This is a genomic window from Massilia norwichensis (assembly GCF_024753245.1).
GTDB classification, from domain to species: Bacteria; Pseudomonadota; Gammaproteobacteria; order Burkholderiales; family Burkholderiaceae_D; genus Telluria; species Telluria norwichensis.
This window is the reverse complement of record NZ_JANUGX010000028.1, coordinates 32688-58131: the sequence shown is the minus strand read 5'-3', so window position 1 is coordinate 58131 and position 25444 is coordinate 32688. Positions and strand designations below refer to the sequence as shown.

At 67.4% G+C, this 25444-nt stretch carries 23 protein-coding genes; 4 read left to right on the top strand and 19 right to left on the bottom strand.

Annotated features, from left to right (window positions below; genetic code table 11):
• Nucleotides 1-5: 5 nt before the first annotated feature.
• The 12 genes from NX782_RS20490 to NX782_RS20435 form a co-directional block, all read right to left on the bottom strand.
• Nucleotides 6-581 carry a cupredoxin domain-containing protein gene (locus NX782_RS20490; protein ID WP_258847337.1) on the bottom strand — a complete coding sequence of 192 codons (576 nt, stop codon included), beginning with the start codon at nt 579-581 and terminating at the stop codon, nt 6-8.
• Nucleotides 582-773, bottom strand: a complete 192-nt coding sequence (locus NX782_RS20485; protein ID WP_258847371.1) for a hypothetical protein — start codon at nt 771-773, stop codon at nt 582-584. It abuts the gene before it with no gap.
• A 30-nt stretch (nt 774-803) separates the two neighbouring features.
• A complete protein-coding gene (locus NX782_RS20480; protein ID WP_370661819.1) occupies nt 804-2099 on the bottom strand; it encodes a c-type cytochrome in 1296 nt (431 codons plus the stop codon).
• Nucleotides 2096-2830 (bottom strand): c-type cytochrome, encoded by a 735-nt coding sequence (locus NX782_RS20475; protein WP_258847336.1) that lies wholly within the window; start codon nt 2828-2830, stop codon nt 2096-2098. The genes NX782_RS20480 and NX782_RS20475 overlap by 4 nt, the downstream gene beginning before the upstream one ends.
• 159 nt (nt 2831-2989) lie before the next feature.
• On the bottom strand, nt 2990-4009 hold the full coding sequence (locus NX782_RS20470; RefSeq protein WP_258847335.1) for a diguanylate cyclase domain-containing protein: 1020 nt from the start codon (nt 4007-4009) through the stop codon (nt 2990-2992).
• Nucleotides 4010-4037: 28 nt separating this feature from the next.
• Nucleotides 4038-5027, bottom strand: coding sequence for a chemotaxis-specific protein-glutamate methyltransferase CheB (cheB, locus tag NX782_RS20465; protein WP_258847334.1), 990 nt, complete (start codon nt 5025-5027; stop codon nt 4038-4040).
• On the bottom strand, nt 5024-7300 hold the full coding sequence (locus tag NX782_RS20460) for a hybrid sensor histidine kinase/response regulator (protein ID WP_258847333.1): 2277 nt from the start codon (nt 7298-7300) through the stop codon (nt 5024-5026). Before NX782_RS20460 ends, cheB begins: the two co-directional genes overlap by 4 nt.
• A 2-nt stretch (nt 7301-7302) precedes the next feature.
• The gene (locus NX782_RS20455; protein WP_258847332.1) at nt 7303-7959 is read right to left on the bottom strand and encodes a chemotaxis protein CheW; all 657 of its coding nucleotides are present in this window, start codon (nt 7957-7959) and stop codon (nt 7303-7305) included.
• Complete coding sequence (locus NX782_RS20450) at nt 7956-9164, bottom strand: CheR family methyltransferase (protein ID WP_258847331.1); 1209 nt, start codon at nt 9162-9164, stop codon at nt 7956-7958. Before NX782_RS20450 ends, NX782_RS20455 begins: the two co-directional genes overlap by 4 nt.
• Complete coding sequence (locus tag NX782_RS20445; protein WP_258847330.1) at nt 9161-9637, bottom strand: chemotaxis protein CheW; 477 nt, start codon at nt 9635-9637, stop codon at nt 9161-9163. The genes NX782_RS20450 and NX782_RS20445 overlap by 4 nt, the downstream gene beginning before the upstream one ends.
• Nucleotides 9638-9644: 7 nt before the next feature.
• A complete protein-coding gene (locus tag NX782_RS20440) occupies nt 9645-11456 on the bottom strand; it encodes a methyl-accepting chemotaxis protein (RefSeq protein ID WP_258847329.1) in 1812 nt (603 codons plus the stop codon).
• A gap of 185 nt (nt 11457-11641) precedes the next feature.
• The gene (locus NX782_RS20435; protein ID WP_258847328.1) at nt 11642-11962 is read right to left on the bottom strand and encodes a YkgJ family cysteine cluster protein; all 321 of its coding nucleotides are present in this window, start codon (nt 11960-11962) and stop codon (nt 11642-11644) included.
• Nucleotides 11963-12131: 169 nt separating this feature from the next.
• Between NX782_RS20435 and NX782_RS20430 the strand changes: the two genes are divergently transcribed.
• Both NX782_RS20430 and NX782_RS20425 read left to right on the top strand, forming a co-directional pair.
• Complete coding sequence (locus NX782_RS20430) at nt 12132-14408, top strand: catecholate siderophore receptor Fiu (RefSeq protein ID WP_258847327.1); 2277 nt, start codon at nt 12132-12134, stop codon at nt 14406-14408.
• Nucleotides 14409-14543: 135 nt separating this feature from the next.
• Nucleotides 14544-14837 carry a GIY-YIG nuclease family protein gene (locus tag NX782_RS20425; RefSeq protein ID WP_258847326.1) on the top strand — a complete coding sequence of 98 codons (294 nt, stop codon included), beginning with the start codon at nt 14544-14546 and terminating at the stop codon, nt 14835-14837.
• A gap of 121 nt (nt 14838-14958) precedes the next feature.
• On the opposite strand, the gene NX782_RS20420 is transcribed toward NX782_RS20425, so the two are convergent.
• The 6 genes from NX782_RS20420 to NX782_RS20395 all read right to left on the bottom strand — a co-directional run bounded on the left by NX782_RS20420 (nt 14959) and on the right by NX782_RS20395 (nt 21192).
• A complete protein-coding gene (locus NX782_RS20420; protein ID WP_258847325.1) occupies nt 14959-16191 on the bottom strand; it encodes an argininosuccinate synthase in 1233 nt (410 codons plus the stop codon).
• Between the two features lie 98 nt (nt 16192-16289).
• Nucleotides 16290-17216 carry an ornithine carbamoyltransferase gene (gene argF, locus NX782_RS20415; protein ID WP_258847324.1) on the bottom strand — a complete coding sequence of 309 codons (927 nt, stop codon included), beginning with the start codon at nt 17214-17216 and terminating at the stop codon, nt 16290-16292.
• A gap of 82 nt (nt 17217-17298) precedes the next feature.
• Nucleotides 17299-18483 (bottom strand): GGDEF domain-containing protein, encoded by a 1185-nt coding sequence (locus NX782_RS20410; protein ID WP_258847323.1) that lies wholly within the window; start codon nt 18481-18483, stop codon nt 17299-17301.
• A 137-nt stretch (nt 18484-18620) separates the two neighbouring features.
• The gene (rsgA, locus tag NX782_RS20405) at nt 18621-19544 is read right to left on the bottom strand and encodes a ribosome small subunit-dependent GTPase A (protein ID WP_258847322.1); all 924 of its coding nucleotides are present in this window, start codon (nt 19542-19544) and stop codon (nt 18621-18623) included.
• A gap of 8 nt (nt 19545-19552) precedes the next feature.
• Entirely contained in the window at nt 19553-19897 is a 345-nt protein-coding gene (locus NX782_RS20400) for a 4a-hydroxytetrahydrobiopterin dehydratase (protein ID WP_258847321.1), read from the bottom strand.
• Nucleotides 19894-21192 carry a M48 family metallopeptidase gene (locus tag NX782_RS20395; RefSeq protein WP_258847320.1) on the bottom strand — a complete coding sequence of 433 codons (1299 nt, stop codon included), beginning with the start codon at nt 21190-21192 and terminating at the stop codon, nt 19894-19896. The genes NX782_RS20400 and NX782_RS20395 overlap by 4 nt, the downstream gene beginning before the upstream one ends.
• Nucleotides 21193-21248: 56 nt before the next feature.
• Here NX782_RS20395 and orn point away from each other — a divergent pair, with 56 nt between their 5' ends.
• Nucleotides 21249-21827: an oligoribonuclease gene (gene orn / locus NX782_RS20390; protein WP_258847319.1), complete on the top strand. Its 579-nt coding sequence runs from the start codon at nt 21249-21251 to the stop codon at nt 21825-21827.
• Nucleotides 21828-21895: 68 nt separating this feature from the next.
• Nucleotides 21896-24370 carry an ATP-binding protein gene (locus tag NX782_RS20385; RefSeq protein WP_258847318.1) on the top strand — a complete coding sequence of 825 codons (2475 nt, stop codon included), beginning with the start codon at nt 21896-21898 and terminating at the stop codon, nt 24368-24370.
• 15 nt (nt 24371-24385) lie between these two features.
• On the opposite strand, the gene NX782_RS20380 is transcribed toward NX782_RS20385, so the two are convergent.
• Complete coding sequence (locus NX782_RS20380) at nt 24386-25336, bottom strand: MBL fold metallo-hydrolase (protein ID WP_258847317.1); 951 nt, start codon at nt 25334-25336, stop codon at nt 24386-24388.
• Nucleotides 25337-25444 lie beyond the last annotated feature (108 nt).

Here is a 25444-nt window from a genome sequence, read left to right as displayed (position 1 = left end):
ATTCCTTACTGAACACAGCTCATCCTCCTTCCCGCTGCGGCGGCGGCCTGCGCCTGCTGCATGAACGCGTCCTTGTCGATGACCTTCACGTGCGCCCACATCGCGGCGTGGCCGGTGCCGCAGTATTCGTGGCAGGGCATCACGTGCTCGCCGGGGCGCTCGAGTTTGGTCCGGAAGTTCGAGATGTAGCCCGGCACCAGCATCATGTTGACGTTGGTATTGCTGACCGAGAAGCCGTGCACCACGTCGGCCGCGGTGCCGCGAAAGTGCAGCGGCGTGTTGGCCGGCACCACGATGCATTGCGGCGTGAACGAATACTGGTTGGCCAGCACCCGCACCGTGACCGTGCCGTCCGGCTCGGCGACGGAACCGAGGTTGGTCTCGACGAATTCGCCGGCGATGTGCAGGGTGGTCGGATCGACCGTCTCGGTGCGCGTCGGCGGCATGGCCGCCCAGTGCAGGCTCATGTAGGCCATCATCGCGACCAGGAACAGGATGATGGCGCCGACGATCCAGGCCCAGCGCGCTTCCGCCCTGGCCGCGACGGCGGCACCGGCGTGGGTGTGTTCGCTGCCCGCCATTCAGTCACCTCCGCGTGCGACGAAGACCATGAAGTAGAAGGCGACCCAGATCGCCATCACGATCGCCACCGCCGTGCCGGCCAGGGCAAAAGCGCCGCCGGGGCCGCGCGCGACGATCTCGTCGACCCGGCGCTGTTCGGCCGCGCTGTCGATCGCGCCGCCCTGGGTGTTGTCACTCGGTTCCAGAAACACGCTGCCTCCTTTGGTTTTCGTGTGCGGCCTTCATTCGACAGTCGCCGAACGCAACTGGTTGACTTCGCGCGCGCTCACCGGCGCTCCGCGGTTGCCCCAGGCGGTGCGGATGAAAGTGACCACCGCCGCGATCTCGTTGTCGTTCAGGTCCTGGGCGAAGGGCGGCATCCCGTAAGGCATGGGATTGCGCCGGGTGCCCGGCGGGTAGCCGCCGTTCAGCACCATCCGGATCGGATTCACGGCCGAACTCATGCCGATCGACTGGTTGCGCGCCAGCGGCGGATAGTGCGGCAGCTTGCCGCGTCCCTCGGCGCCGTGGCAGCTGGCGCAGCGCGCCGCGTAGATGCGCCGTCCCTCGGAATAGGCCTGGTTGACGTCGGCGCGGGCCGGGGCTTCGGCCGGGTCGGACGCGGGGCCTTGGTCGGCGGGCAGGCTCTTCAGGTAGACCGCCATCGCGCGCACGTCCTCGTCGCTCATGAACTGCAGGCTGTTGAAGGTGACCTCGGCCATCGGCCCGTAGACGGTGCCGCGGTTCGACACGCCCTTTTGCAGCAGGTCGACGATGTCCTGGATCGCCCAGTCGCCCAGGCCCGCCTCGCGGTTCGAGGTCAGCGATGGCGCGTACCAGTTCTGCATCGGGATCAGGCCACCCTGGAAGGCCCGTTCCTGCGAGGAGCCGCCCAAGGCGTTGATCGGCGTGTGGCACATCGCGCAGTGGCCCAGGCCCTGCACCAGGTAGGCGCCGCGGTTCCATTCCGCCGACTTGCTTCGGTCGGGCTGGTACTCGCCCTCCTTGAAGTACAGGGTGCGCCAGCCGATCAGCAGCGCACGGTTGTTGTAGGGGAAGCGCAGATCGTGATCGCGCGATGCCTGGCGCACCGGCGGTACCGAGCGCAGGTAGGCGAAGATGGCGTCGCTGTCGGCGCGCGTGACCTTGGTGTAGGAGGCGAACGGCATCGCCGGGTACAACAGGTAGCCCTTGGGCGAGCGGCCCGTGTGCATCATGTTGTAGAAGTCGTCGGCGCTCCACTTGCCGATGCCGGTCTCGCGATCGGGCGTGATGTTGGGCGCGTACAGGGTGCCGAAGGGCGTCGGCATCGGCCGGTTGCCGGAGAAGATCTTCGATCCCGGCACCGTGTGGCAGGCGATGCAGTCGCCGGCCTGGGCCAGGTACTTGCCGCGTTCGACGATCGATTGCTGCGTGGCCTGCTGGCGGGCCGGGGCCTTGTTTTGCGCCAGCGAGGGCGCTACCCATGCAGCGCCTGCGGCCAGCGCGGCGAGCAGGGCCGCCGGCAGCATCCTGGTGAGGATGGGACGGGTGTTCATCGGCTGGCCTCCTGCTTTTGCGTGGATGCCTGGGGCTGGCTGCCGCAGGCGATCGGCAGCCGCATGCCGGGCTGGCGCAGCGGACGCGAGGCGGTCACCGGCAGCGAGGCCAGATAGGCCGACACCGCCGCCACTTCGGGCTCGCTCAGGCTGGACGCGATCAATTGCATGCAGTCCGGCGCCAGCGCCGTGCGCACGCCGAAGCGCCAGGCGCCGAGCTGGGCGCTCACGTAGTCGGCGCGCAGGCCCAGCAGGCCAGGAATACCGGGTTCGCGGCCGCCCAGTTCGGCGCCATGGCAGGTGATGCAGGCGGGGATCTTCTTGCCGGGGATGCCCTGGGTGACGATGCGCTGACCCTCGGCCAGTTGCGCGGCCGGGCGCGACACGGCCGGCTGCACCAGCGGCGGCGGATTCAGGGCGGCGAAGTGCTCGGCCATCCGCATCAGGTAGGCGTCGGGCAGGTAGGCCAGCAGGTAGTTCATCGGCACGTACTTGCGGCGGCCGTCGCGGAAGGCCACCAGCTGGTTGTACAGGTAGCCGGCCGGCTTGCCCGCCAGGCGCGGGAAGTAGACGTTTTCCACGCCACGACCCTGGGCGCCGTGGCAGCCGGTGCAGGCCTGCACGCGTGCCTCCATGGTGTCCGGAATGCGGTCGGCCGCGGTGGCCTGGGCCAGGGCCGCGCCGGCGTGGGCCGCCAGTCCGATCGCAATCAAGCTAGTGAGAAATTTCATCCGCAAGACTCCGCTTCGTCACCGTATTGATGACAAACGTAGCACAGCATGCGGGGGCGGGGGCGCACGCGTTCAAGATCGGAGAAGATTTGCCGAATGTGAGCAGAAGTCAGCGCGAGAGGCGGGAAAATCTGCCGGATTTACCGCCGCGGTGCAGCCTCAGGCGTGAGGCGCAACCCGGTTACGCCCGCCGCGCTTGGCGTCGTACAAGGCCGCATCCGCAGCCGCCACCAGCGCCTCGATGCTGCCGCCTGTGGCTGGCGAGACGCTGGCCGCGCCCACCGACATCGTGACCACGCCATCGATGCCGTCCGGGTGCGGCAGCGCCAGCTGCGCGAGTTGGCGGCGGCAGTCTTCGGCCAGCTTGAGGGCGCCGGCCAGGTCGGTGTCCGGCAGCAGGATCGCGAATTCTTCGCCGCCGTAGCGCGCGGCCAGGTCGGCCGGGCGTTTCAGCTGGCCGGTCAGGACCGCGGCCGCCTTTTTCAGGCACAGGTCGCCGGCCGGGTGGCCGAGGCTGTCGTTGTAGTTCTTGAAACGGTCGACGTCGCACAGCAGCAGTGCCAATGGGCTTTGCTGGCGGCGCGCGCGCTGCCATTCGACGCCGATCGCCTCGTCGAAGCGGCGGCGGTTGGCGATGCCGGTCAGGCCGTCGAGCGCGGCCAGTTTCTGCAGTTCGAGATTGGTGCGTGCCAGTTCGTCCTGGCTGGCACGCAGCGAGCGCAGGGCGGCGTCGCGCTGGCGCAGGCCGATGTAGCCGCGCGAGTGGTGGCGGATGCGCGCCACCAGTTCCAGCTGGTCGGGCAGCTTGACCAGGTAGTCGTTGGCGCCGACCGCGAAGCCGTGCGCCTTCAGCCTGGCTTCTTCCTTGGTCGACAGCACCGCCACCGGCACGTCCGCCAGCCGTTCGTCGGCGCGGTAGCCGGCGATCAGCTGGAAGCCGTCGGCGCCCGGCATCACCAGGTCCTGCAGGATCACGGTCGGGCGCAAGGCCAGCGCAGCGGCATGCGCGGCGCCGGGATCGGTCACGTAGTGAAAGGCGATGTCCGGGTGGCTGGCGAGCATGCGGCGCACGGCCTCGGCGATGATCAACTGATCGTCGACCAGCAGCACGCGCACCTGGTCGCTGGCGTCGTTGTCGTCGGCGGTCGTGCGGGCGTGAGAGAAACTGGCTGCGGTCATGATGGAACGGAAAGCAGAGGGCATGTCTTTACGGCGGGCTGCCGATTTTACCCGATAATGCGGCCGAAATTTTGCCTAGTGGCAAAATTTGTTCGGCCGCACCCAGCTCGGCGGCCGCGCGCGGCATGCCGTACACGGCACTGCTGGCCTCGTCCTGGGCGATGGTGGCCTGGCCGGCCTGGCGCATGGCCAGCAGGCCGGCCGCGCCATCGCGCCCCATGCCGGTCAGCAGGACGCCGGTGCCCGCGCGCTCCCAGTGGCGCGCCACCGAGCGGAAGAACACGTCGATGGAAGGACGGTGGATCTCGTCGCGCGGGTGGGCGTCGTAACGCAGGCGGTGGCCGGGGGCCAGGCGCAGGTGGTCGGCGGTGGTCGCCACCTGCACCACGCCGCCCTCCAGGTGATCACCGTCCAGGATCGCGCGCACCGGCGCCGCGGTCTGCTCGCCCAGCCATTTCACGAGCTGGGTCGAGAAGCTGTGGTCGATGTGCTGGACCACCACCGCCGCCGTGTCCGGCGCCGGGCGCCAGTCGGCGAACAGGCGCGCCAGCGCCGCCGGACCGCCGGTCGACGCGCCGATCGCCACCAGGCGCGCCACGTGCGGTGCCCCGACCGGCACCGGCGCCGGCCGGCCCGCCACCAGCTTGGCGATGGTGCGGATCTTGGCCAGCAGGCCGGCGCCGCCGTCCTCGACGCCCAGCAGCACCGGCGTGGCCACCACGTCGAGGGCGCCGGCGCCAAGCGCGCGGAACACCTGGCCGACGTTGTCCTGCGGCTGCGCGGTGACGACCAGGATCGGGCAGGGCCCGTTGGCCATGATGCGCCGGGTCGCCTCGACGCCGTCGAGCAGGGGCATGTTCAGATCCATCAGCACCAGGTCGGGCCGCAGGTCGGCGCACAGGCGCACGGCGTCGATCCCGGTGCGCGCGACCCAGGCCACCCGGTATCCGCCGGCGCTCAGCACGCGGCGCAGCGCCTCGGCCGCCATCGGCGCGTCGTTGGCGATGCCTATCCTCATGCGGGACCGCCAGGCAGGGCTTCGCCGATCAGGTCGCGCACGGCGTCGAGCAGGGTGGCGTCGTGGAAGGCGCCCTTGGCCAGGTAATAATCGGCGCCGGCTTCCAGGCCGCGCGCGCGGTCTTCAGGCCGGTCCTTGTACGACACGATCATGACCGGCAGCCGTTGCAGGCGCGGGTCCTGGCGGATGCGTCCGAGCAGGCCAATGCCGTCCAGGCGCGGCATGTCGATGTCGGTGATCACCAGGTCGTAAGCGCCGGCGCGCACGCTGTTCCAGCCGTCGATGCCGTCGAGCGCGACCTCGACCTGGTAGCCGCGCGCGGCCAGCAGCTTGCGCTGCATCTCGCGCACCGTGAGCGAATCGTCGACCACCAGGATGCGGCGCACGTCCTGCCGGGCGCCGCCGCCGGGCGCATGCATGCCGGGCGCCGCCTGCAGCGAGGCACCGGCTTCGAGCAGGCGCACGATCGACAGCAGCATGTCGGGCACGTCGAGAATCAGGACCGGGGCGCCGTCGTCGAGCAGGGCGCAGGAGGCGACGTCGCGCAGCTTGCCGAACATCGCTTCGAGCGGCTGCACGGTCAGCTCCTGCTCGCCGCGCACATCGTCCACCACCAAGCCATAGCGCTCGCGCGCGGTGCCGATGACGACCACCGCCAGCTCGGCGCTTGGGGCCGGTTCGCCCAGTTCGAGCACGCGCCCGGCCGCTACCAGGCCGAGGTGGCTGCCCGCGAGATCCAGGTACTGGCGGCCGGACAGGGTCTGCACGCTGCCGGCCGGCACGCGCAGCACGCGCTCGACGCGCGCGATCGGCAGCGCGTAGGCTTCGCCCAGCACGTCGACCACCAGTGCGCGCACGATCGATTGCGTGACCGGCAGCACGATGCTGGTGCAAAAGCCCTTGCCGGGCGTGGATTCCACGCGCACCGTGCCGTTCTGCGACTGCACCATGTCGTGCACCACGTCGAGCCCGACGCCGCGGCCGGAGATCTCGTTGGCGTCCTCCTTCAGCGAGAAGCCCGGCAGGAACAGGAATTCCATCAGCTCCGGAGCGGACAGCGCCTGCACGACGCCGGCGGGCGCCAGGCGGCGCGCGGCGACGGCGCGGCGCACCCGTTCGGGGTCGACCCCGCGGCCGTCGTCGCTCACCTCGATCGACAGCATGCCGCCGCGGTGGCGCGCCGCCAGCCGGATGGCGCCGGTGGCCGGCTTGCCGGCGGCGGCGCGTTCGGCCGGCGTTTCCATGCCGTGGTCGACGGCGTTGCGCAGCAGCTGGCTGAGCGGCGCTTCCAGGCGCACCAGCACCGCGCGGTCGACCAGCGTATCGTCGCCGGTCACGTCCAGGCGCACGTCCTTGCCCAGGCTGCGGGCGAGGTCGCGCACCATGCGCGGCAGCCCGTGCAGGCCGTCGCCGAAGCGGCACATGTGCAGTTCCAGCACCTCGTCGACCAGGCGCGCGGCAAGACCCGTGGCCTTGCGCTCGTACTGCTCGGCGTCGAGGATGTGGCGCTGCATGGCGCTGCGCAGCGGCCGGGCGCGCTCCTGGACCTGCCTGGCCAGTTCGAGCAGGCGCGGGTCGCCGCTTTCCTCGATCGCCTCCTGCAGCCGTCCGAGGGCGCTGAACACGGCGCGCTGCTGGCGCTTGTAGCGGTGCAGGGAGTCGATCCAGGGCCGCAACTGGGCGGCATTCAGGCGGGCCTGGCCGGCCAGGGTCTGCAGTTCGTTGTGCGGCGGTGGCGGTGCCGGCGCCGCCGGTTCGGCTGCCGGCGCGGGCGCGGCAGGCATGACGGGCACGGCAGGCGCAGGCTCCAGGGGCGGTACGGGCAGCGCGAACGCGGGCGTGACGGCCGCACCGGCCTGCAGCGCGGCCAGCGCCGCCAGCGCTTCCTGTACCGGCGCCGCATGCGGACCGCCGTCGGCCAGGTCGGCTTCCGGCAGCTCGGCCAGGCGCCGCATCAGGTCGACCGCGCCGAGCAGCACGTCCACCCGCGCGGCATCGAGCACCAGGATGCCCTGCTGGGCGGCGACGAACACGTCTTCCATCGCATGCGTCAGCTGCACCATCTGCGTCATGCCGACGATCGCGGCGGCGCCTTTGGTCGAGTGGGCGGCGCGCATCATCGCGTCCAGCGTCGCCGGGTCGGATCCGCGTTCGCTGCGCAGCAGGCCGTCGGTCAGCACGCGCGCCTGCGCCTGCGCCTCCATCCGGAACAGGTCCAGCATCGAGAAGCTGCTCAGGTCCTGGTTGAACGCGCCGTCGAAATCGTGGTCCATGCTCATCGCAGCAAGCCCTTCACTTCGCGTTCGAGCAGCGCGCCATCCAGCAGGCCCGCCTCGATGGCGCCGTCGGCGATCACGCCGGCCAGCAAAGGCGAGGGGAGGTGCTCCAGGGTGGCGGCGGGCGGGCGTAGGGCGCTGCCGGCGTAGCGCAGGATGCCGTGCATTTCCGCGACCGGCACCGCGACGCGCTGGCCGTTCAGTTCCAGCACCAGCAGGCGTTCGAAAGTGTGGCGGCCCAGGGGTGCCGGCACGCCCGCGGTGGCGATGCCGAGCAGCGCCGCCAGCGACAGCGCCGGCAGCACGCGTCCGCCGACATTGACCACGCCGAGCAGGGCGCCGGTTGCGCGGTGCGGCAGGCGGTGCACGGGGGCCAGCGGCGCCACCGTGGCGGCCAGCGCGACCGGCACCGCCAGCCATTCGGCGCCGATGCGGAACACCATGGCGGCGGCATCCGTGGGCGCGGGCGCCGGCTCCGGGCGGGCCAGTTCGCGCGCCCAGGCTTCGCGGTATTCGGGTTCGACCGGCCGTTGCAGGTTTCGTTGCGCCGCGTCGGCGTACACGGCGCAGTTGCGGCAGTGGATGTGGCGTTCCAGCTCGGCGCAGCTGCGGTCGCCCGTTACGCCGATGCGGCGCCAGCAGTCGTCGACGATCATGGCGCCACCTCGGCCGCATGCACGCGCGCGGCGCGCTGGCGCAGCAGGGCCGCATCCTGCGTGTCGCCGCGCAGTTCGTGCAGCAGGGCCAGGCTGCACAGGGCTTCGTAATGGTCGGGCTGCAGGTAGAGGCAGCGGCGCAGGTGGCGCTCGGCCGCGTGCGGCTGGCCGCCGCATTCGCTGACCATGCCGAGCAGGAACCAGGCTTCGGCCTGTTCCGGCTGCAGGGCCAGCGCTTCCTGGCAGGTCTGGTGGGCTTCGGCCAGGCGGCCGGCATCGGCCTGGCGCCGGGCTTCGGCGATCAGCGCCGCCACTGGACCGGCAGCCAGGGGGGCGGGCTGCGGCGCCGTCCGCGCTGCCGCCGCAACAGGACGCGGCGCGATTGCCGGTTCGGCCGGCGCCAGCCGCGCGCGCCGCCGCACCGTCGCCACCGACTGCTTCTGCAGCGCGTAGCTGTCGCGCAGCGACTGCGGCGCGAAGCCGGCGCGGCAGAAGGCCGGTGCTTCGGCAAAGCCGGACAGCAGCAGGCCGTCGTCCGCCAGCAGGTCCTGCAAGGCGGCAGCGGCGACCATGCGTGCAGGCTCGTCGAAATAGATCAGCAGGTTACGGCAGAACACCAGGTCGTAGCGGGGGCCCTTCCTTGGCGGCGCCGCTGCCTCGAGCAGGTTGCCCTGGCTGAAGCCGACGTAGCGGCGCAGGGCGTCGTCGATCAGGTAGGCATCGCCGTCCTGGCGGAACCAGTGCTCGCGAAATGCCAGATCGGTGCCGCGGAAGGCGTTGCGCGTGTAACGTCCCAGGCGCGCGCGCTCGATCGCGGCGTGCGACAGGTCGACCGCCTCGATGCGGCACAGGCCGGGAGGGATGCCGGCGTGGGCCAGCGCCATCGCCATCGAATACGGCTCTTCGCCGCCGGCGCAGGGCAGGGACAGCACGCTCACCGGCCGCCCGGGATGGCTGAGCAGGCGGCGCTGCACGAAGCGCACGGCGGTCTCGAACACGGCGGGGTCGCGGAACATCCAGGATTCGGGCACCACCACGAGGTCGACCAGGGCCGCGAACTCCGGCGTGCCGGGCTGCGGCGCATAATCCGCGCGCGCGTCCGGCGTCAGGTCCAGGCGCAGCATGCGCTCGCGCACCGCGCGCTCGACCGTGTCGGCGGACAGCACCAGGCCGGTGGCATCTTTCAGCAGCTGGCGCAGGCTCATGCCGGCACCTCGCCGAACAGCTGTGCCGCCACCTCGGGCGCCAGCAGGCGCGCCGGCTCGATCAGCTGCAGCATGCCGGCGGTCCCGGCCGCGCTGGCCGTGCTATTCGCACCGCCGGCGGCAATGCGGCCGAGCCAGGGCGCGGCGGCGACCCCGCCATCGCGCAGTTCGGCAGCGATATCGGCGATGCCGGCCACGCGTTCCGCCTTCAAACCCAGGCGCCGCAGCTGGCCGGCGGCCGCCACGTCCAGCAGCAGGATGCGCGTGTCGTAGCGCACCGCGCTGGGCGGCGTGCCGGCCAGGCGCGACAGGTCGATCACCGGCACGGGGTCGCCGTGCAGGTCCAGCAGTCCCGGCACGTAATGCGGCGCACCCGGCAAGGGCTTGAGACGCGCCACCGGCAGCACCCGCAGCACCGCGGCGAGCGGCAGGGCGTAGCGTTCGCGTCCGATGTGAAACACCAGCACCTTCATGCGCGTGTCAGTCGTCGACGGCGAAGGTGGCCACCGACTGCTGCAGGTCGCCGGCGGCGTACTGCAACTGGTGCACGGCCTCGCTGGTGGCCTTCAGCGATTCGACGCTCTGCTGGCTGGCGTCGGACAGCTGCATCATGGTGCCCGAGATCTGCGAGGCGCCGACCGCCTGCGACTGCATCCCCTGCAGCACCAGGTCGAAGCGCGGCGCCAGTTTGCGCACCTGGTCCATCATGCCCGACAGCTGCTCGGCCACGTGGCGCGCTTCACCGACGTTGCGGCGGATCTCTTCCGCAAACTTGTCCATGCCCATCACGCTGGCCGACACCGCCGACTGCATCTCCTTCAGCATCTGCTCGATGTCCCAGGTCGAGACCGAGGTCTGGTCGGCCAGGCGGCGGATCTCGGTGGCGACCACCGAGAAGCCGCGGCCCGCTTCGCCGGCCTTCTCGGCTTCGATCGCGGCGTTCAGCGACAGGATGTTGGTCTGGTCCGCCACCTTGGTAATCGTGGTCAGCACGCCGTTGATGTTGCTGGCTTTCTCGGACAGCGCGGCCAGCTTGGCGCCGATCGAATCGGTGGCGTTGACCATCTGCTGCATGGTGTGGTCCATGTGCTTGAGCTTGTCCTGGGCGTCGGCGGTGGCGCTGGTGGTGTAGTCGGCCACCTCCGTCGCTTCTTCCATCGTGCGCAGCAGCTCGGCGGTGTTGGCCGAGATTTCCTTGGTGGTGGCGAGCACCTCGACGCTGGTCTGGGCCTGTTCGATGCCGGTGGCTTCCTGCTGGCGCGCCGAAGCGGCGATCTGGGTCGCCGAGCTGGCCACCTGGATGCCGGCGCGCTGCACGTTGTTCAGCAGGCTGCGCAGGTTGCCGAGCATGGTCGCAAGGCCTTCGCCGAGGCGGCCGATGGCGTCGTCGCCGCGGATCGCCACGGTCCCGGTCAGGTCGCCGCGCGCCGCCTTCGAGACCACGTCGAGCAGGGAGTCGACCTTGGCGCGCAGCGCGAGGTTGTCGGCGTGCTCCCTGGCCTGGCTGTCTTCGATGGCCTGGGCCATGCGGTTGAATTCGACGGCCATCGCGCCCAGTTCGTCGTCCGACAGCACCGCGGCGCGTGCGCCCTGGGTGCCGCGGCCGAAACTGCGCGCGGCTTCGCTCAGGCTGGCCAGCGGGCGCGAGATGCCCTGCACCAGGATGGTCCCGATCAGGATCGCCAGCAGCACGCTCACCAGCGCGCCGGCGCTGAGCAGCATATTCATCGAGTTGCGCAGCGCCGTCGTGTCCTGCCGGCGCTGTTCCAGCAGGCGGGTTTCCTCGGCGGCGATTTCGCCGAGCAGCTGGCGGATGGTGGCGACGCTGCCGGTGCCGGCCAGGACCGCCGCTTCGGTTTCGGGCGAGACCGATTGGCCGCCCTTGCCGGTCGCGCGGCGCATGTCGATCTGCGGCGTGATCGCCTTGTCCATCCAGATGGCCAGCATCGGCTCGAGCTGGTGCAGGCGCTCCTGCTGGGAAGGATTGTCGGCGGTGAGTTCGAGCGCGCGGCGCAGGTGCTTGCCGGCGTTTTCGTATTCGTTGTGGATGGGGCCGACCAGGCTCTCGTGGCCGGTCAGCAGGTAGCCGCGGGTCGCGCTCTGGACCTGCAGCACCGAGGTGGCGACGTGGTTCGTTTCCAGCAGCACTTCGAGGGTATGGCGGTCCCACGCGTTCGCCTGCGACAGGCGCGCGAAGTTGTTGTAGGCCAGGGTCAGCAGCAACAGCAGGATGGCGACGATGGCGCCGAAGCCGACGGTGAGTTTTTTCTTGATACTGAGGTTACGCAGCATGGTCCGAGGGGTCATGGCCGTAGGGGTCGGAGCCCGGTTTTCCGGGTGGGCTCTGCCCCCGGAGTCACGGGCTGTAGAACAGCCGGTTGAATAAAGTTCGCGTGCGAACTCAAATGTAACATCTGACGAGGCGAACGTCGAAACAATGATGCGCTAGCGCAACAGAATAGGAACAAATATTCTATCTACGGCGCCATTTGCTGCAAAGGCGGCAAGCCATGCCGTGCCCGCGCCTGCAGGCACTTGTCGTCGCCGATCTGTACTTCGCGGCAGGGATCGGGCCGCTGCGCATACACGCGGCAGACGAAGCCGCCGTCCCCGGTGCCTTGCAGGGCTGCGCAATGCGGCCGCTTGGCATTCGTCCCGGCCATGCATGAAAGGAAGGGATTGACCTGTTCGGTCAGGAAGGCGGGCAGGCCGCGCTGCTCGGCTTCGGCCCAGTAGAAGGAGACCCGGTAGCTCATGCAGCAGGCGCCGCAGGCCAGGCAGGGGTTGTGGTCGCTCATAAGCACATGGTAGCGCGCGGATACAGGCTTGCAAAGACGGCATTCTGCGCTCGCTCAAGTGAACGATAACGATAATGAGAATGATTCGCGTTTACTTATCTGTGAACTTTTGTTAAAGTCCTTGGCGTTCCGCTAACCCATCCAACAACACGATAACCACGCCCAGACCATGAAGAAGCCGATTACCAGCCGCAAACACTCCACCGCCCTGGCCATGCTGATGCTGCCGCTCGCCGCCCAGGCGGCCCTCGACAGCGGGGCCGGCGCGGACGCCAGCGCGGGCACAACCGCCCAGCGCGTCCATGTCCACGGCGAACGCGACAACGAATTCAAGGCGGACCAGGCGGCGTCCGGCAAGTACACCCAGCCGCTGCTGGATACGGCGCAGACCGTCATCGTGATCAAGAAGGAACTGATCGAGCAGCAGGGCGCCGTGACCCTGACCGAGGCGCTGCGCAACACGCCCGGCGTCGGTACCTTCTTCCTGGGCGAGAACGGCAACACGAATACCGGCGACGCCATCTACATGCGCGGCTTCGACAGCTCGGGCAGCCTGTTCGTGGACGGCATCCGCGACATCGGTTCGGTCTCGCGCGACGTCTTCAACATCGAGCAGATCGACGTGCTGAAGGGCCCGGCCGGCACCGATACCGGGCGCGGCGCGCCGACCGGTTCGATCAATCTCGCCACCAAGCAGCCGCTGCTCAGGAACATCGGCGACGCCAGCCTGGTGGCCGGCAGCGCCGAGCGCCGCCGGGCCAGCGCCGATGTCAACCGCGTGCTGGACCGCCGGCGCGGCATCGCCATGCGCCTGAATGTGCTCGACCAGGACAGCGGCAACCCGGCACGCGACGAAGTGAAGGACAAGCGCTGGGCGGTGGCGCCGTCGATTGCCTTCGGCCTGCGCGGTCCGACCCAGCTCTACCTCGACTACCTGCACGTGAAGCAGGACAACCGCCCGGACGGCGGCGTGCCGACCGTCGGTCTGCCCGGTTACAGCAGTCCCGATCCCAAGCGCCCCTGGATCGCCGATGCGCCCGCCGTCGATCCGCAGAACTTCTACGGCGCACTGTCGGACTTCGACCGCGTGCGGGCCGACATGTTTACCGCCATCGTCGACCACGAATTCAGCCCGCGCATGCGCCTGAAGAACACCAGCCGCTATGGCAAGACCAGGCAGTTCTACCTGCTCAGCGCCTTCATGGGCAATACCGCCAACATCCTGACGCCGGACCAGGGCGATCCCGCGACCTGGCAGCTTGCGCGCACCACGCGCACCATCAAGGACCAGGAAAACACGATCCTGGCCAACCAGACCATGCTGACCACCGAGTTCGATACCGGCGCGTTGCGGCACACGCTGGTGACCGGCCTGGACCTGGCCAATGAAAAGCAGAGCAACTGGAGCTACCTCGGCGGCGGCACGCTGCAGCCGGCGAACCTGTACCGGCCCGATTCGGCATCGCCGGTAACGGGTTTGAACCTGGTGCGCAGCGGCGCCCGTACGCAGGGCGAGACCACGACCGCGGCGGCCTGGCTGCTGGACACGATCAAGATCGGCGAGCGCTGGCTGCTGGGCGCCTCGGTGCGGGTCGATCACTTCGACACCAGCTACGATGCGATCGCGCTGTCGACGGCCAGCGCGAACCCGGGCCTACCGGTCGGCACCCCGGTCCCGACCCATGTCGAGCTGACGGACAGCCTGGTGAGCGGCAAGCTGTCGCTGCTCTACAAGCCGACGCCGAACACCAGCGTCTACGCGCTGTGGGCCAATTCGAAGCAGCCGCCGGGCTCGAATCTGGCGCTCAGCACCAGCGCCAGCAGCGCCTCGAACCCGGTGTTCGACCCGCAAGTCACCAGCACCACGGAACTGGGCGCGAAATGGGAACTGATGCAGAAGCGCCTCGGCCTGAACGCCGCGCTGTTCCGCACGAATGTGAAAAACGAGGTCGAGCAGGACCCGGTCGACCTGAAGTACTACCAGACCGGCCGCAAGCGCGTACAGGGCGTGGAGCTGAGCGCGATCGGCGAGCTCGCGCGCAACTGGTCGGTGAGCGCCGGCTATACCTGGATGGACACCAGCGTGGAAGCGGGGCGCCTGGTTGCCGCCAACGGCGCCAACAGCCTGACCTATACGCCGAAGTCGGGCTTCACCAGCTGGACCAGCTACAGCTTCCCGTCCGGATTGACGATCGCCGGCGGCGCGCGCTACTCGGGCCGCCTGCTGCGCGGCACCGACGGCGCGGTCGGCACGCCGGCCTACACGGGGGATTACTGGGTGGCCGATGCGATGGCTTCGTATGCGCTGAACCGCTGGGTGGACTTGCGGCTGAACGTGTACAACCTGTTCGACAAGCGTTACGTGGCGGCGATCAACAAGAGCGGCTACCGCTACACGCCGGGCGCACCGCGGTGGGCGAGTGTGACGGCGAACTTCCACTTCTGACGCTTCCTCGTCATTCCCGCGAAAGCGGGAATCCATACTGAGCCTAAATTTAGGTGGCATATTTTGTTGAGGCACCTCAGGAAGACAAGCGTCACTTTCCTCGACCATGCCAGCTCAATAAATTTGGGGTATGGCATGGACAAGTCCAGTTACGTTTACATCCTGGCGAGCGGCATGAACGGAACCTTGTACGTCGGCGTCACCAGTAACCTGATACGACGCGTATGGGAGCATCGTGAAGGCTTGGTCGATGGCTTCTCCAAACAATATGGCGTCAAGAGCCTTGTCTGGTACGAAGTGCACACGGAGATTACCGAGGCTATTCGGCGGGAGAAGCAGATCAAGAAGTGGAATCGGGCTTGGAAGGTCGAGCTGATTCAAAAGAGCAATCCTCGGTGGCTAGATCGCTATGTCGATATTGCGATCTAGCTTGCTCAGTATGGATTCCCGCTTTCGCGGGAAGTCATTTCCGGCAATGCCGGGAATGACGGTGAAAAAAAAGCCGCCGGGCCTTGCGGGCCGGCGGCTTTTTCGCTCAAACGTTCAGCGATTATTGACCGCGCTTCGCACGCGCCTTCGCCGCGATGCGCATACGCAGCGCATTCAGCTTGATGAAGCCGCCCGCATCCGCCTGGTTGTAGGCGCCGCCGTCTTCGTCGAAGGTGGCGATGTTCATGTCGAACAGCGAATCGGTCTTCGAGTCGCGCGACACCACGATCACGTTGCCCTTGTAGAGCTTGACGCGGACCCAGCCGTTCACGGACTGCTGGGTGTGGTCGATCAGGGTCTGCAGCGCGACGCGCTCCGGCGCCCACCAGTAGCCGTTATAGATTAGCGATGCATAGCGCGGCATCAGGTCGTCCTTCAGGTGCGCCACTTCGCGGTCCAGGGTGATCGATTCGATCGCGCGGTGGGCGCGCAGCATGATGGTGCCGCCCGGGGTTTCGTAGCAGCCGCGCGACTTCATGCCGACGTAGCGGTTTTCCACGAGGTCGAGCCGGCCGATGCCGTGCTTGCCGCCCAGGCGATTCAGCTCGGTCAGCACCTGGGCCGGGGTCATCTTGACGCCGTTGAGGCCGACGATGTCGCCGCGCTCGTATTCGATGTCCAGGTATTCCGCCTGGTCCGGCGCCGCTTCCGGGCTGACGGTCCAGCGCCACATCGATTCCTCGGCTTCCGCGCTCGGGTTCTCGAGGTGGCGGCCTTCGAAGGAGATGTGCAGCAGGTTGGCATCCATCGAGTAGGGCGCGCCGCCGTTCTTGTGCTTCATGTCGATCTCGATGCCGGCGTCTTCCGCGTACTTCAGCAGCTTCTCGCGCGACAGCAGGTCCCATTCGCGCCACGGGGCGATGATCTTGACGTCCGGCTTGAGCGCATAGGCGCCCAGTTCGAAGCGCACCTGGTCGTTGCCCTTGCCGGTCGCGCCGTGCGACACGGCGTCGGCGCCGGTTTCATTGGCGATTTCGATCAGGCGCTTCGCGATCAGCGGACGCGCGATCGAGGTGCCCAGCAGGTATTCGCCTTCGTAGACGGTGTTCGCGCGGAACATCGGGTACACGAAGTCGCGCACGAAGTCTTCGCGCACGTCGTCGATGTAGATGTTCTCCGGCTTGATGCCGAACTTGATGGCCTTGGCGCGCGCCGGCTCCAGCTCTTCACCTTGTCCCAGGTCGGCGGTGAAGGTGACGATTTCGCAGTGATAGTGATCCTGCAGCCACTTGAGGATGACCGAGGTATCGAGGCCGCCGGAGTAGGCGAGGACTACTTTTTTAATGTCGCTCATGGGAGTTCCAGTGATGAGAGATGGGAGGGGATTTATGGTCAGCCGGCCGGACGTAGCGCCCGGGCCGACGATCAAACTAAAGTTGTGGTGATGATGCGTTACTTGTCTTCGATGCGGCCCAGCAGCAGGTACTCGATCAGCGCCTTCTGCACGTGCAGCCGGTTCTCGGCTTCGTCCCACACCACCGATTGCGGGCCGTCGATGACTTCGGCCGCCACTTCCTCCCCGCGGTGCGCGGGCAGGCAGTGCATGAACAGCGCGTCGGGTGCGGCGCGCGCCATCTTGGCGCCGTCCACCATGAAGCCATCGAAGGCTTTCAGGCGTTCGGCATTTTCTTTTTCGTAGCCCATGCTGGTCCACACGTCGGTGTTGACCAGGTGCGCGCCGGCGCAGGCATCCGACGGATTCTCGAAGACCGTGTAGTTGCTGGTCTTGACCATCGCCGGGTCGATGTCGTAGCCCTTCGGCGTCGACACGTTCAGGTGGAAGCCGAACACTTCGGCCGCCTGCAGCCACGAATACAGCATGTTGTTGGCGTCGCCGATCCACGCCACCGTCTTGCCCGCGATCGAACCGCGGTGCTCGTGGAAGGTGAAGACGTCGGCCAGCACCTGGCAGGGATGGTGTTCGTTGGTCAGGCCGTTGATCACCGGGACCCGCGAGTGCGCCGCGAAGCGCTCGATGATGTCCTGGCCGAAGGTGCGCACCATGATGATGTCGCACATGCGGCTCATGACCTGGCCCGCGTCTTCCACCGGCTCGCCGCGGCCCAGCTGGCTGTCGCGCGTGTTCAGGTAGATCGCCGCGCCGCCCAGCTGGTGCATGCCGGCTTCAAACGACAGGCGGGTGCGGGTCGAGCTCTTTTCGAACACCATCACCAGCGTGCGGTCGACCAGCGGGTGGTAGACCTCGTAGGCCTTGAACTTGCGCTTGATGACGGCCGCGCGCTCGATCACGTACTCGAACTCGTCGCGGGTGAAGTCGGAGAATTGCAGGAAGTGCTTGATGGGGGTCTGGACAGCCATGTTAGGTCGCGAAGCAAATTATCCCTTTGATTATAGAGGGTTTTGCTTTTCGATAGGGAAACAGTGGATTTTACTCCTCGTTTCAGTCTTGCGACAACGCTTCTTGATCGAGTGCGCTGCACACGCGGTTACGGCCACCGTGCTTTGCCAGGTAGAGTTGCGCGTCGGCCAGGGCTACCAGTCTGGAAAACGCGAAGCTGCCGTCGACGGGCACGGCCGCCACGCCGATGCTGACCGTTGCACCGGACGGCAGGCCAGGGTGGGCGGCGCTGGTCCGCTGAAACGTCTGCCTGGCGCGCTCGGCAAGTTCGATCAGCGATTTGTCCGAGTGGCTGTCGACCACGAAGCAGAACTCTTCGCCGCCCCAGCGGCACGGCACGACATGGGCACTGCCGAGGCCCCGCATGACCTCGCCCATCATGACCAGGACCCGGTCGCCGGTGGCGTGGCCGTGCCGGTCGTTCAAGGCCTTGAAATGGTCGATATCGAGCAACAGGACGGCGAGCGATCGCAGGGAGCGCCCTGGTGCCAGGAGGGAATTGATGTGGGAGCGCAGCCCCCGCCGGTTCAATAGCCCGGTCAGCGGGTCGTGCATGGCATCGGTTTGCAGGTCGCGGACCAGACGAAGCATGACGAGCAGGAAAAGTATCCAGTTGCCGAGCAGGGTATTCGCCAGCACGCCGGCCCAGTTGACGATATTCGCCAGCGGAAGCTCGGGCGCGGCGTAGGTCACAGGCAGCGTGCTGATCATGACAAACACGCCCTGCGCCAGCGCGGCAGCGGCCTCGCCGAGGAAGATCGCGGCAGCGACGCCGTAGGCGCGACTGGATTGCCGTTCCCGGTGGTGCCACAGGTACCATGCGCTCAAGGCGTTCAGGCAGGCCTGGTACAGCGTTTGCGTAAAGATGCGCAAGGCGCTGTCGGGCAGGACCAGCGTGAACGCCAGGGTCAGCAGGACGGCGAGGGCAATCAGCAGCGTCAGCGTGTGCTTCCCCCAGCGGCGCCCCACGAACTGCGCCGTGCCTGCCAGGAGCAAAGCCTGGCCCACGCTGAAAGGGATGTTGAACAACAGCGAAGCCCACTGCCAGTTGCCGACCAGCCGCGGGGCATCGAGAAGGACGGCAAACCCGACCGCCAGGCAGGCGTATGCCCACGAACGAACGCCGCCGATATGGCGCGCCGAGGCATGCAGCGTGAAAAACATGGCACTGGCCGTGATCGACGCCACGCCGAGCACCAGCATCAAGGTCGGTTCATCGATATCCATTGCGTAATCAACGGGAAACGGGCATGCGGCGGCAAGCAGGCACAAGCCGCCATGCGCCACACAAACGGCGGCGGCTGTTCCGTATCACGCAGCTTACTGCAGCAAGGAATTTTCTGGCGCTATAGTGCGGACTATGCTCAATACAGCGTCTGCGCCGATTCATGCAGCAGCTGCGCATACAGCTCGTGCCGGATCTTCGCGATCTTGCCTTCCTCGACGGCGCCGAGGATCGCGCACTGCGGCTCGGCCAGGTGGCGGCAGTTGTAGTATTTACAGCCGCCCAGGAAGGGCTTGAACTCGATGAAGGCGCGCTCCAGCATGCCTTCGGTGAGGTGGTACAGGCCGAATTCCTGGAAACCCGGCGAATCGATGATCTGGCCGCCGCCCGGCAGTTTGTAGAGGCGCGTGAAGGTGGTCGTGTGCTTGCCGGTGTCCAGCGCTTCCGAGATCTCGCGCACGGCGATGTCGGCGTCCGGCACCAGCAGGTTGATCATCGACGACTTGCCCATGCCGGACTGGCCGATGAAGATCGAGGACTGCCCTAGCAGCAGTGGGGTCAGGGTGGCGACCGTGCCTTCCGGGTCGGCCTTGGCCGAGACCTCGTGCAGCGGATAGCCGAGGCCCGCATACAGGCCGGCGCGCTCGCGGGCGCGCGGCAGCAACGCTTCGACGTCGACCTTGTTGAGGATGAGGTGGGCCTCGACGCCCGCCGCTTCGCAGGCGACCAGGGCGCGCGACACGAGGTCGTCGGCGAAGCTCGGTTCGGTGGCGACGACGATGAACAGGCGCGTGATGTTCGCCGCCAGCAGCTTCGATTTGTACTGGTCCGAGCGGTAGAGCAGGGTGCTGCGCTCGGCGATCTTCTCGATCACGGCCTGGTCGTTCGAGGTGCGCTTCAGGTGCACGATGTCGCCGACCGCGACGTTGGTCTTCTTGCCGCGCGTGACGCATTGCAGGAATTCGGGAGACTGCGCGTCGCCGACGTCGGCCAGGTAGTGGCGGCCGTGGGCCGCGACGATGGTGCCGGTCAATTCGGCGGTTTTGCTCGTTACTTTGCTCATTGCCTTGCTCATGCGCCGGCCCGTTCCGCGTAAAGTGCGTCGGCTTTCGCAGCGCAGATGAAATCGTTCTCGCTCAGCTTGTTGCCGGCCGAGTGCGTGGTCCAGGATGCCGTGCAGCGGCGGTAGCCGACCTGCAGATCCGGATGGTGGTCTTCGCGGTGGACCATGAAGGCCAGCGCGTTCACGAATTCGATGGTCTCGTGGTAGTCGCGGAACAGGAATTCGCGCAGCAGCCGGCCAGCATCGACCTGCCAGTCAGGCAGCTGCGCCAGCAAGGCGGCGATCGCGGCATCGTCCAGCGCCGGCGCTGCGGGCGTGCAGTGGCGGGCGGTCAGGGGCAGGGCCGCGCTCATGCCGGCTCCATGCCGGCCGTGCCCTTGCCGGACAATGCGCCGGCCTGGTGCAGGTGGCGGATGCGGATCGAGGCCGGCGGATGCGAATCGTAGAAGGCCGAGTGCAGCGGGTCCGGGGTCAGGGTCGAGGCATTGTCCTCGTACATCTTGACCAGGGCCGAGACCAGGTCGCGCGCATCGCTGTGGCTGGCCGCGAAAGCGTCCGCTTCGAATTCGTGCTTGCGCGAGGTGATCGAGGTGAGCGGCGCAAACGGGAAGGTGAACACCGGCAGCACCAGCATGAACAGCAGCAGCGCCATCGCGTCGTTGTTCTGGCCCAGCAGCGGCAGTACGCCCAGGCCGGTATAGAACCAGACCTGGTTCTTCAGCCAGCCCAGCACGGCCAGGAACACCAGCGACAGCGCGAACGCGACCACGATGCGCTTGACGATGTGCTTGAGCTTGAAGTGGCCCAGTTCGTGCGCCAGCACGGCCTCGATCTCGGGCGGCGCCAGGCGCTCGAGCAGGGTGTCGAAAAAGACGATGCGCTTGTTGGCGCCGAAGCCGGAGAAGTAGGCGTTGCCGTGGCTTGACCTCTTGCTGCCGTCCATCACGAACAGGCCCTTCGAGGCGAAGCCGACGCGCGCCATCAGGCCTTCGATGCGGCTTTTCAGGCTGTCGTCGCTGAGCGGCGTGAACTTGTTGAACATCGGCGCGATGACGGTCGGGTAGAGCACCATCATCAGGAGCTGGAAGCCGCTGAACACCAGCCAGGCATACACCCACCACAGAGCGCCGGTGCGCTCCATCAGGGCCAGCACCACCCACAGCAGCGGCAGGCCGATGACGGCGCTCAGCAGCGTGCCCTTGACGGTGTCCGCCAGCCACAGCTTGAGCGTCATCTTGTTGAAGCCGAAGCGCTGTTCCAGCACGAACTGGAACCAGTAGGTGAAGGGCAGGTCGAGCAGGCCGGCGATGACGCCATAGGCCACGATCAGCCCGATCTGATGCGCCATCCCCGGACCGGTGACATGCAGCAGCGCGGTCGACAACGCCTGCAGGCCGCCCAGCAGCGTGAAGCCGATCAGCACCAGGCCGCTCCAGATCGCGTGGATCAGGCCGAAGCGGGTCTTGGCGACCGTGTAGTCGGCGGCCTTCCGGTGCGCGGCGAGCGGAATCTTGTCGGCGAATTCGGCGGGCACCTCGTCACGGTGACGCATGACGTGGCGCACGTGGCGGCTGGCCAGCCAGTAGCGCAACCCCAGGGTCAGCATGAAAAAAATGACGAACAAAACCGAAAACGCGAATGAAAGCATCGTATGCCTGTGAGAAAATGCCGGTTTAGCTAACAAATGCAGCCAAAGAGCGAATTATGTCACAAGAAACCCAAGCAGCAGCCGCCACCCCACGTCCCAACGACATGAACCTGGTCTGGCTCGACATGGAAATGACCGGCCTCGATCCGGACAACGACCGCATCATCGAAGTGGCCGTGGTCGTCACCGACGCCGACCTGAACATCCTGGCCGAAGGCCCGGTGTTCGCGATCCATCAGAGCGACGAGACGCTGGACAAGATGGACAACTGGAACAAGGGCACGCACGGCAAGTCGGGCCTGATCGACCGCGTGAAAGCCTCGACCGTCGACGAAGCCCAGGCCGAAGAGCAGCTGATCGCTTTCCTGAAGCAGTGGGTGCCGGCCAACAAGTCGCCGATGTGCGGCAACTCGATCTGCCAGGACCGCCGCTTCATGGCGCGCGGCATGCCGAAGCTGGAAGCCTTCTTCCACTACCGCAACCTGGACGTGTCGACGCTGAAGGAACTGTGCCGCCGCTGGAAGCCGGAGCTGGCCTCGGGTTTCAAGAAGGCGCAAAAGCACACCGCGCTGGCCGATATCGTCGAGTCGATCGAAGAGCTGCGTTACTACCGCGAACACTTCATCAAACTGTAAGATCCCTTTAGCGCAGTGCAGCATGGAAATTTGTGAATTATTCGTTGGGAAATGTGGAATAATTCATCATGGCTGACATTCTGCGCATTACCGCCGGGCTAGGCGACAGCGAGACGCGGCGCCTGCTCGGCGCCCGCGACTGGCATGCCTCGCCGCTCGGTGCTCCCGAGTCCTGGCCGCCCGAACTGGCGACGGCCGTGTCGATGGCGCTCAGCTCGACCTTCCCGATGTTCCTGGCTTGGGGACCCGAGCAGGTCTTCCTCTACAACGACGCCTACATCCCCGTCCTCGGCGACAAGCATCCGGCCGCCTTCGGCGCGGCCTTCCAGGAAGTCTGGTGGGAGATCTGGCACGACCTCGGCCCGATCGCCGCGCGCGCCCTGGCCAACGAATCCTCCTTCCTCGAGGACATGCCGCTCACCATGGAGCGCAAGGGCTATACGGAACAGACTTATTTCACCTTTTCGTACTCGCCGCTGCACGACGGCGAGGGCAGGGTGATGGGCCTCTACTGCACCTGCATCGAAACCACCGCGCGGGTCGTGGCCGAGCGCCGCGCCGCCTTCGAACTGGCGCTCAGCGATGCGCTGCGGCCGATGCGTTCCAGCGAGGACGCGATCGGCATCGCCAGCAGCCTGCTGGGCCGCGAGCTGGGCGTCGAACGCGTGATGTACGGCGAAGTCGACGACGAGCGCAATACCTTCTTCGTGCCGCGCGACTGGAAACGCAGCGGCACCTCGAACCTGTCCGGGAACACCTTCCCGATCGAGGCCTTCGGCGCCGAGGTGGCGGCCACCGGGCGTGCCGGCGAGGTCATCGCCATCACCGACGTGCGCGCCGATCCGCGTACCGTCCAGCACCAGCAGGCCTACCTGACGGCGATGGGGGTGACCGCCAGCCTGCTGGTGCCGCTGGTGAAGTCGGGGCGCCTGCTGGCCTTCCTGGCGCTGGGCCACACGCGTCCGCACCGCTGGAGCGAGGCCGAGATCGCGCTGGCGCGCAGCATGGCCGAGCGCCTGTGGACCGCGGTCGACCTGGCGCGCGCCCAGGCCGCCTTGCGCGAAGAGCGCGACCGCGGCCAGCTGATCCTCGATTCGATCGCCGAAGGTTTCGTGCTGATCGGCGCCGACTGGACCGTGCAGCAGGTGAACGACGAAGGCCTGCGCCTGACCAACCGCCGCGTCGACGAGGTGGTCGGGCGCCACCACTGGGAGGTCTGGCCGGAAGCGCTCGATACACCGGCCGGCCGCATGTACAACGAGGTGATGGCCACGCGGGTGCCCGGCCGCGCCGAATTCCAGCACATCGGTCCCGGCGCCAGCGGCGGCTGGTTCGAGGTGCGCGCCTATCCGGTGCGCGACGGTGGCATCGTCGGCTTCTTCCTCGACATCACCGAGCGCAAGCTGGCCGAGGGCAAGCTGCGCGAGGCCGACCAGCGCAAGGACGAATTCCTGGCGATGCTGGCGCACGAGCTGCGCAACCCGCTGGCGCCGATCAGCGCCGCCGCCGACCTCCTCAGGATCGGCCGCCTGGACGAGCAGCGGGTGCGCCAGAGCAGCGCCATCATCGGGCGCCAGGTCAGGCACATGACCAGCCTGGTCGACGACCTGCTGGACGTCTCGCGCGTCACGCGCGGCCTGGTGACGCTGGCGCGCGCGCCGGTGGCGGCGCGCACCATCGTCGACGAGGCCATCGAGCAGGTGCGGCCGATGTTCGAGGCGCGCCGCCAGCATCTGCAGGTGACGCTGTCCGGCCCCGACGCCACCGTCCTCGGCGACAAGGCGCGCCTGGTGCAGGTACTGGCCAACCTGCTCAACAATGCCTCCAAATACACGCCGGAAGAGCGCCGCATCACGATCGAGACCCATGCCGACGAGGACAAGGACGCGCTGGTGCTGACGGTGCGCGACGAAGGCATCGGCATGGACCGCGAACTGGCGCCGAGCGTATTCGACCTGTTCACCCAGGCCAAGCGCTCGTCGGACCGTTCGCAGGGCGGCCTGGGATTGGGCCTGGCGCTGGTCAAGAACCTGGTCGAGCTGCATGGCGGCAGCGTGGTCTGCGACAGCCCGGGGCCGGGCCTGGGCAGTACTTTCACGGTGTTGCTGCCGCTGATGCAGCAGCCGGGCGCGCACGATGGCGGCGGCAGCGCCGCCGGTGCCGTCTCTGCGGGCGGCCGTCCGCTGCGCCTGCTGGTGGTGGACGACAACGTCGACGCCGCCGCGACCCTGGCCATGCTGCTGGAAGCCTGCGGCTATGAGGTGATGGTGGAGAACGATTCGCTGCGCGCGCTGGAGCGGGCGAAGAAGGAATGTCCGGATGTGGCCCTGCTGGACATCGGCCTGCCGGAAATGGATGGGAACGAACTGGCGCGCCGGCTGCGCCTGGAGCCTTGCACCCGGCCGGCGCTGCTGGTGGCGATCACCGGCTACGGCCAGGAGCAGGACCGCCGCACCGCGCTGGAAGCCGGCTTCGACCACCACATGGTGAAGCCGGTCGACCTGGACCGCCTGGCGGCGATCCTGGCCTCGGTGCAGGCTTGATTCAAGCGCTCAACTTCAACGCATCTGGGTGTAGTTGACCGGCACCCAGCGGTAGCCCTTGCCCTGGGTCTGCAGGTGGCCCAGGCCAGGGAACTGCAGGTGGGCGCCGCCGATCAGGTAGCCGTTCCTGGCGGCGTCGTCGAACACCTTCTTGCGCGAGCCGTAGGCGGCCTTCTCGTCGCTGTCGAAGCCGATCGTCACCTGCGGATTGTCCATCTGGACCGCCGCCACGTGGATCAGGTCGCCGATCAGCAGCAGCTTCTGGCTCTTGCTTTCGACCATGTAGGTCGTGTGGCCCGGGGTATGGCCCGGTTCGGCGATGGCCGTGATGCCCGGCACCAGCTCGGTCTTGCCCTCGATCGCCTTGAACTTGCCGGCCTGGATGTAGGGATTGAGCGAGGCCATCGCGCCCTGGAAGAAGCCCTTCTTGTCGGCCGGGGCCTTGTCCATGTTCTCCTTGCTGAGCCAGAAGTCGGCATCCGCCTTGCCGGCGCGGACCACGGCGTTCGGGAAGGTGCGCTGGCCATTGTTGACCAGGCCGCCGACGTGGTCGCCGTGCATGTGGGTGATGTAGATCTCGTCGATCTGCTCCGGCTGGTAGCCGGCCGCCTTCAGGTTCTGCACGAACTTGCCGAGGGTCGGGCCGAACAAGGTGCCGGCACCGGTGTCGACCAGCACCAGCTTGCTGCCGGTGTTGATCAGGAAGGTGTTGTCCGAGGTTTCCAGCGGCGCTTTCAGGTGGTTCTTTTCCAGCGTGGCGCGGGTCAGTTCCGGCTTCTGGCGCAGCAGCTGGTCGACCGGCAGGTCGACGGTGCCGTCGTTGATCGGGGTGACTTCGATGTCGCCGACCATGATGCGGAAGAAGCCGGGGGCCGGGCTCTTGACCATGGGGGCGGCGGCGTGGGCGGCCGACATCATTGCCGCGGCGGCGGCGACGGCGAACAGGGTGCGCTTGAGCGGGTGCATTATTTTCTTGTCCTCAAGTATGAAATAAGTGAATACGCAGTGTGCGGATTGCTTATCGTACATGATTGTTCAGGGTAACGCTGTTGCCCCGTTTCGACAGCGGCAGGT

Excerpts from the sequence above, each read along its gene's own strand:
- NX782_RS20490 (WP_258847337.1), bottom strand. The coding sequence starts at position 581 with ATGGCGGGCAGCGAACACACCCACGCCGGTGCCGCCGTCGCGGCCAGG.
- NX782_RS20480 (WP_370661819.1), bottom strand. The coding sequence starts at position 2,099 with ATGAACACCCGTCCCATCCTCACCAGGATGCTGCCGGCGGCCCTGCTC.
- NX782_RS20475 (WP_258847336.1), bottom strand. The coding sequence starts at position 2,830 with ATGAAATTTCTCACTAGCTTGATTGCGATCGGACTGGCGGCCCACGCC.
- NX782_RS20470 (WP_258847335.1), bottom strand. The coding sequence starts at position 4,009 with ATGACCGCAGCCAGTTTCTCTCACGCCCGCACGACCGCCGACGACAAC.
- cheB (WP_258847334.1), bottom strand. The coding sequence starts at position 5,027 with ATGAGGATAGGCATCGCCAACGACGCGCCGATGGCGGCCGAGGCGCTG.
- NX782_RS20460 (WP_258847333.1), bottom strand. The coding sequence starts at position 7,300 with ATGGACCACGATTTCGACGGCGCGTTCAACCAGGACCTGAGCAGCTTC.
- NX782_RS20455 (WP_258847332.1), bottom strand. The coding sequence starts at position 7,959 with ATGATCGTCGACGACTGCTGGCGCCGCATCGGCGTAACGGGCGACCGC.
- NX782_RS20450 (WP_258847331.1), bottom strand. The coding sequence starts at position 9,164 with ATGAGCCTGCGCCAGCTGCTGAAAGATGCCACCGGCCTGGTGCTGTCC.
- NX782_RS20445 (WP_258847330.1), bottom strand. The coding sequence starts at position 9,637 with ATGAAGGTGCTGGTGTTTCACATCGGACGCGAACGCTACGCCCTGCCG.
- NX782_RS20440 (WP_258847329.1), bottom strand. The coding sequence starts at position 11,456 with ATGCTGCGTAACCTCAGTATCAAGAAAAAACTCACCGTCGGCTTCGGC.
- NX782_RS20435 (WP_258847328.1), bottom strand. The coding sequence starts at position 11,962 with ATGAGCGACCACAACCCCTGCCTGGCCTGCGGCGCCTGCTGCATGAGC.
- NX782_RS20430 (WP_258847327.1), top strand. The coding sequence starts at position 12,132 with ATGAAGAAGCCGATTACCAGCCGCAAACACTCCACCGCCCTGGCCATG.
- NX782_RS20425 (WP_258847326.1), top strand. The coding sequence starts at position 14,544 with ATGGACAAGTCCAGTTACGTTTACATCCTGGCGAGCGGCATGAACGGA.
- NX782_RS20420 (WP_258847325.1), bottom strand. The coding sequence starts at position 16,191 with ATGAGCGACATTAAAAAAGTAGTCCTCGCCTACTCCGGCGGCCTCGAT.
- argF (WP_258847324.1), bottom strand. The coding sequence starts at position 17,216 with ATGGCTGTCCAGACCCCCATCAAGCACTTCCTGCAATTCTCCGACTTC.
- NX782_RS20410 (WP_258847323.1), bottom strand. The coding sequence starts at position 18,483 with ATGGATATCGATGAACCGACCTTGATGCTGGTGCTCGGCGTGGCGTCG.
- rsgA (WP_258847322.1), bottom strand. The coding sequence starts at position 19,544 with ATGAGCAAAGTAACGAGCAAAACCGCCGAATTGACCGGCACCATCGTC.
- NX782_RS20400 (WP_258847321.1), bottom strand. The coding sequence starts at position 19,897 with ATGAGCGCGGCCCTGCCCCTGACCGCCCGCCACTGCACGCCCGCAGCG.
- NX782_RS20395 (WP_258847320.1), bottom strand. The coding sequence starts at position 21,192 with ATGCTTTCATTCGCGTTTTCGGTTTTGTTCGTCATTTTTTTCATGCTG.
- orn (WP_258847319.1), top strand. The coding sequence starts at position 21,249 with ATGTCACAAGAAACCCAAGCAGCAGCCGCCACCCCACGTCCCAACGAC.
- NX782_RS20385 (WP_258847318.1), top strand. The coding sequence starts at position 21,896 with ATGGCTGACATTCTGCGCATTACCGCCGGGCTAGGCGACAGCGAGACG.
- NX782_RS20380 (WP_258847317.1), bottom strand. The coding sequence starts at position 25,336 with ATGCACCCGCTCAAGCGCACCCTGTTCGCCGTCGCCGCCGCCGCGGCA.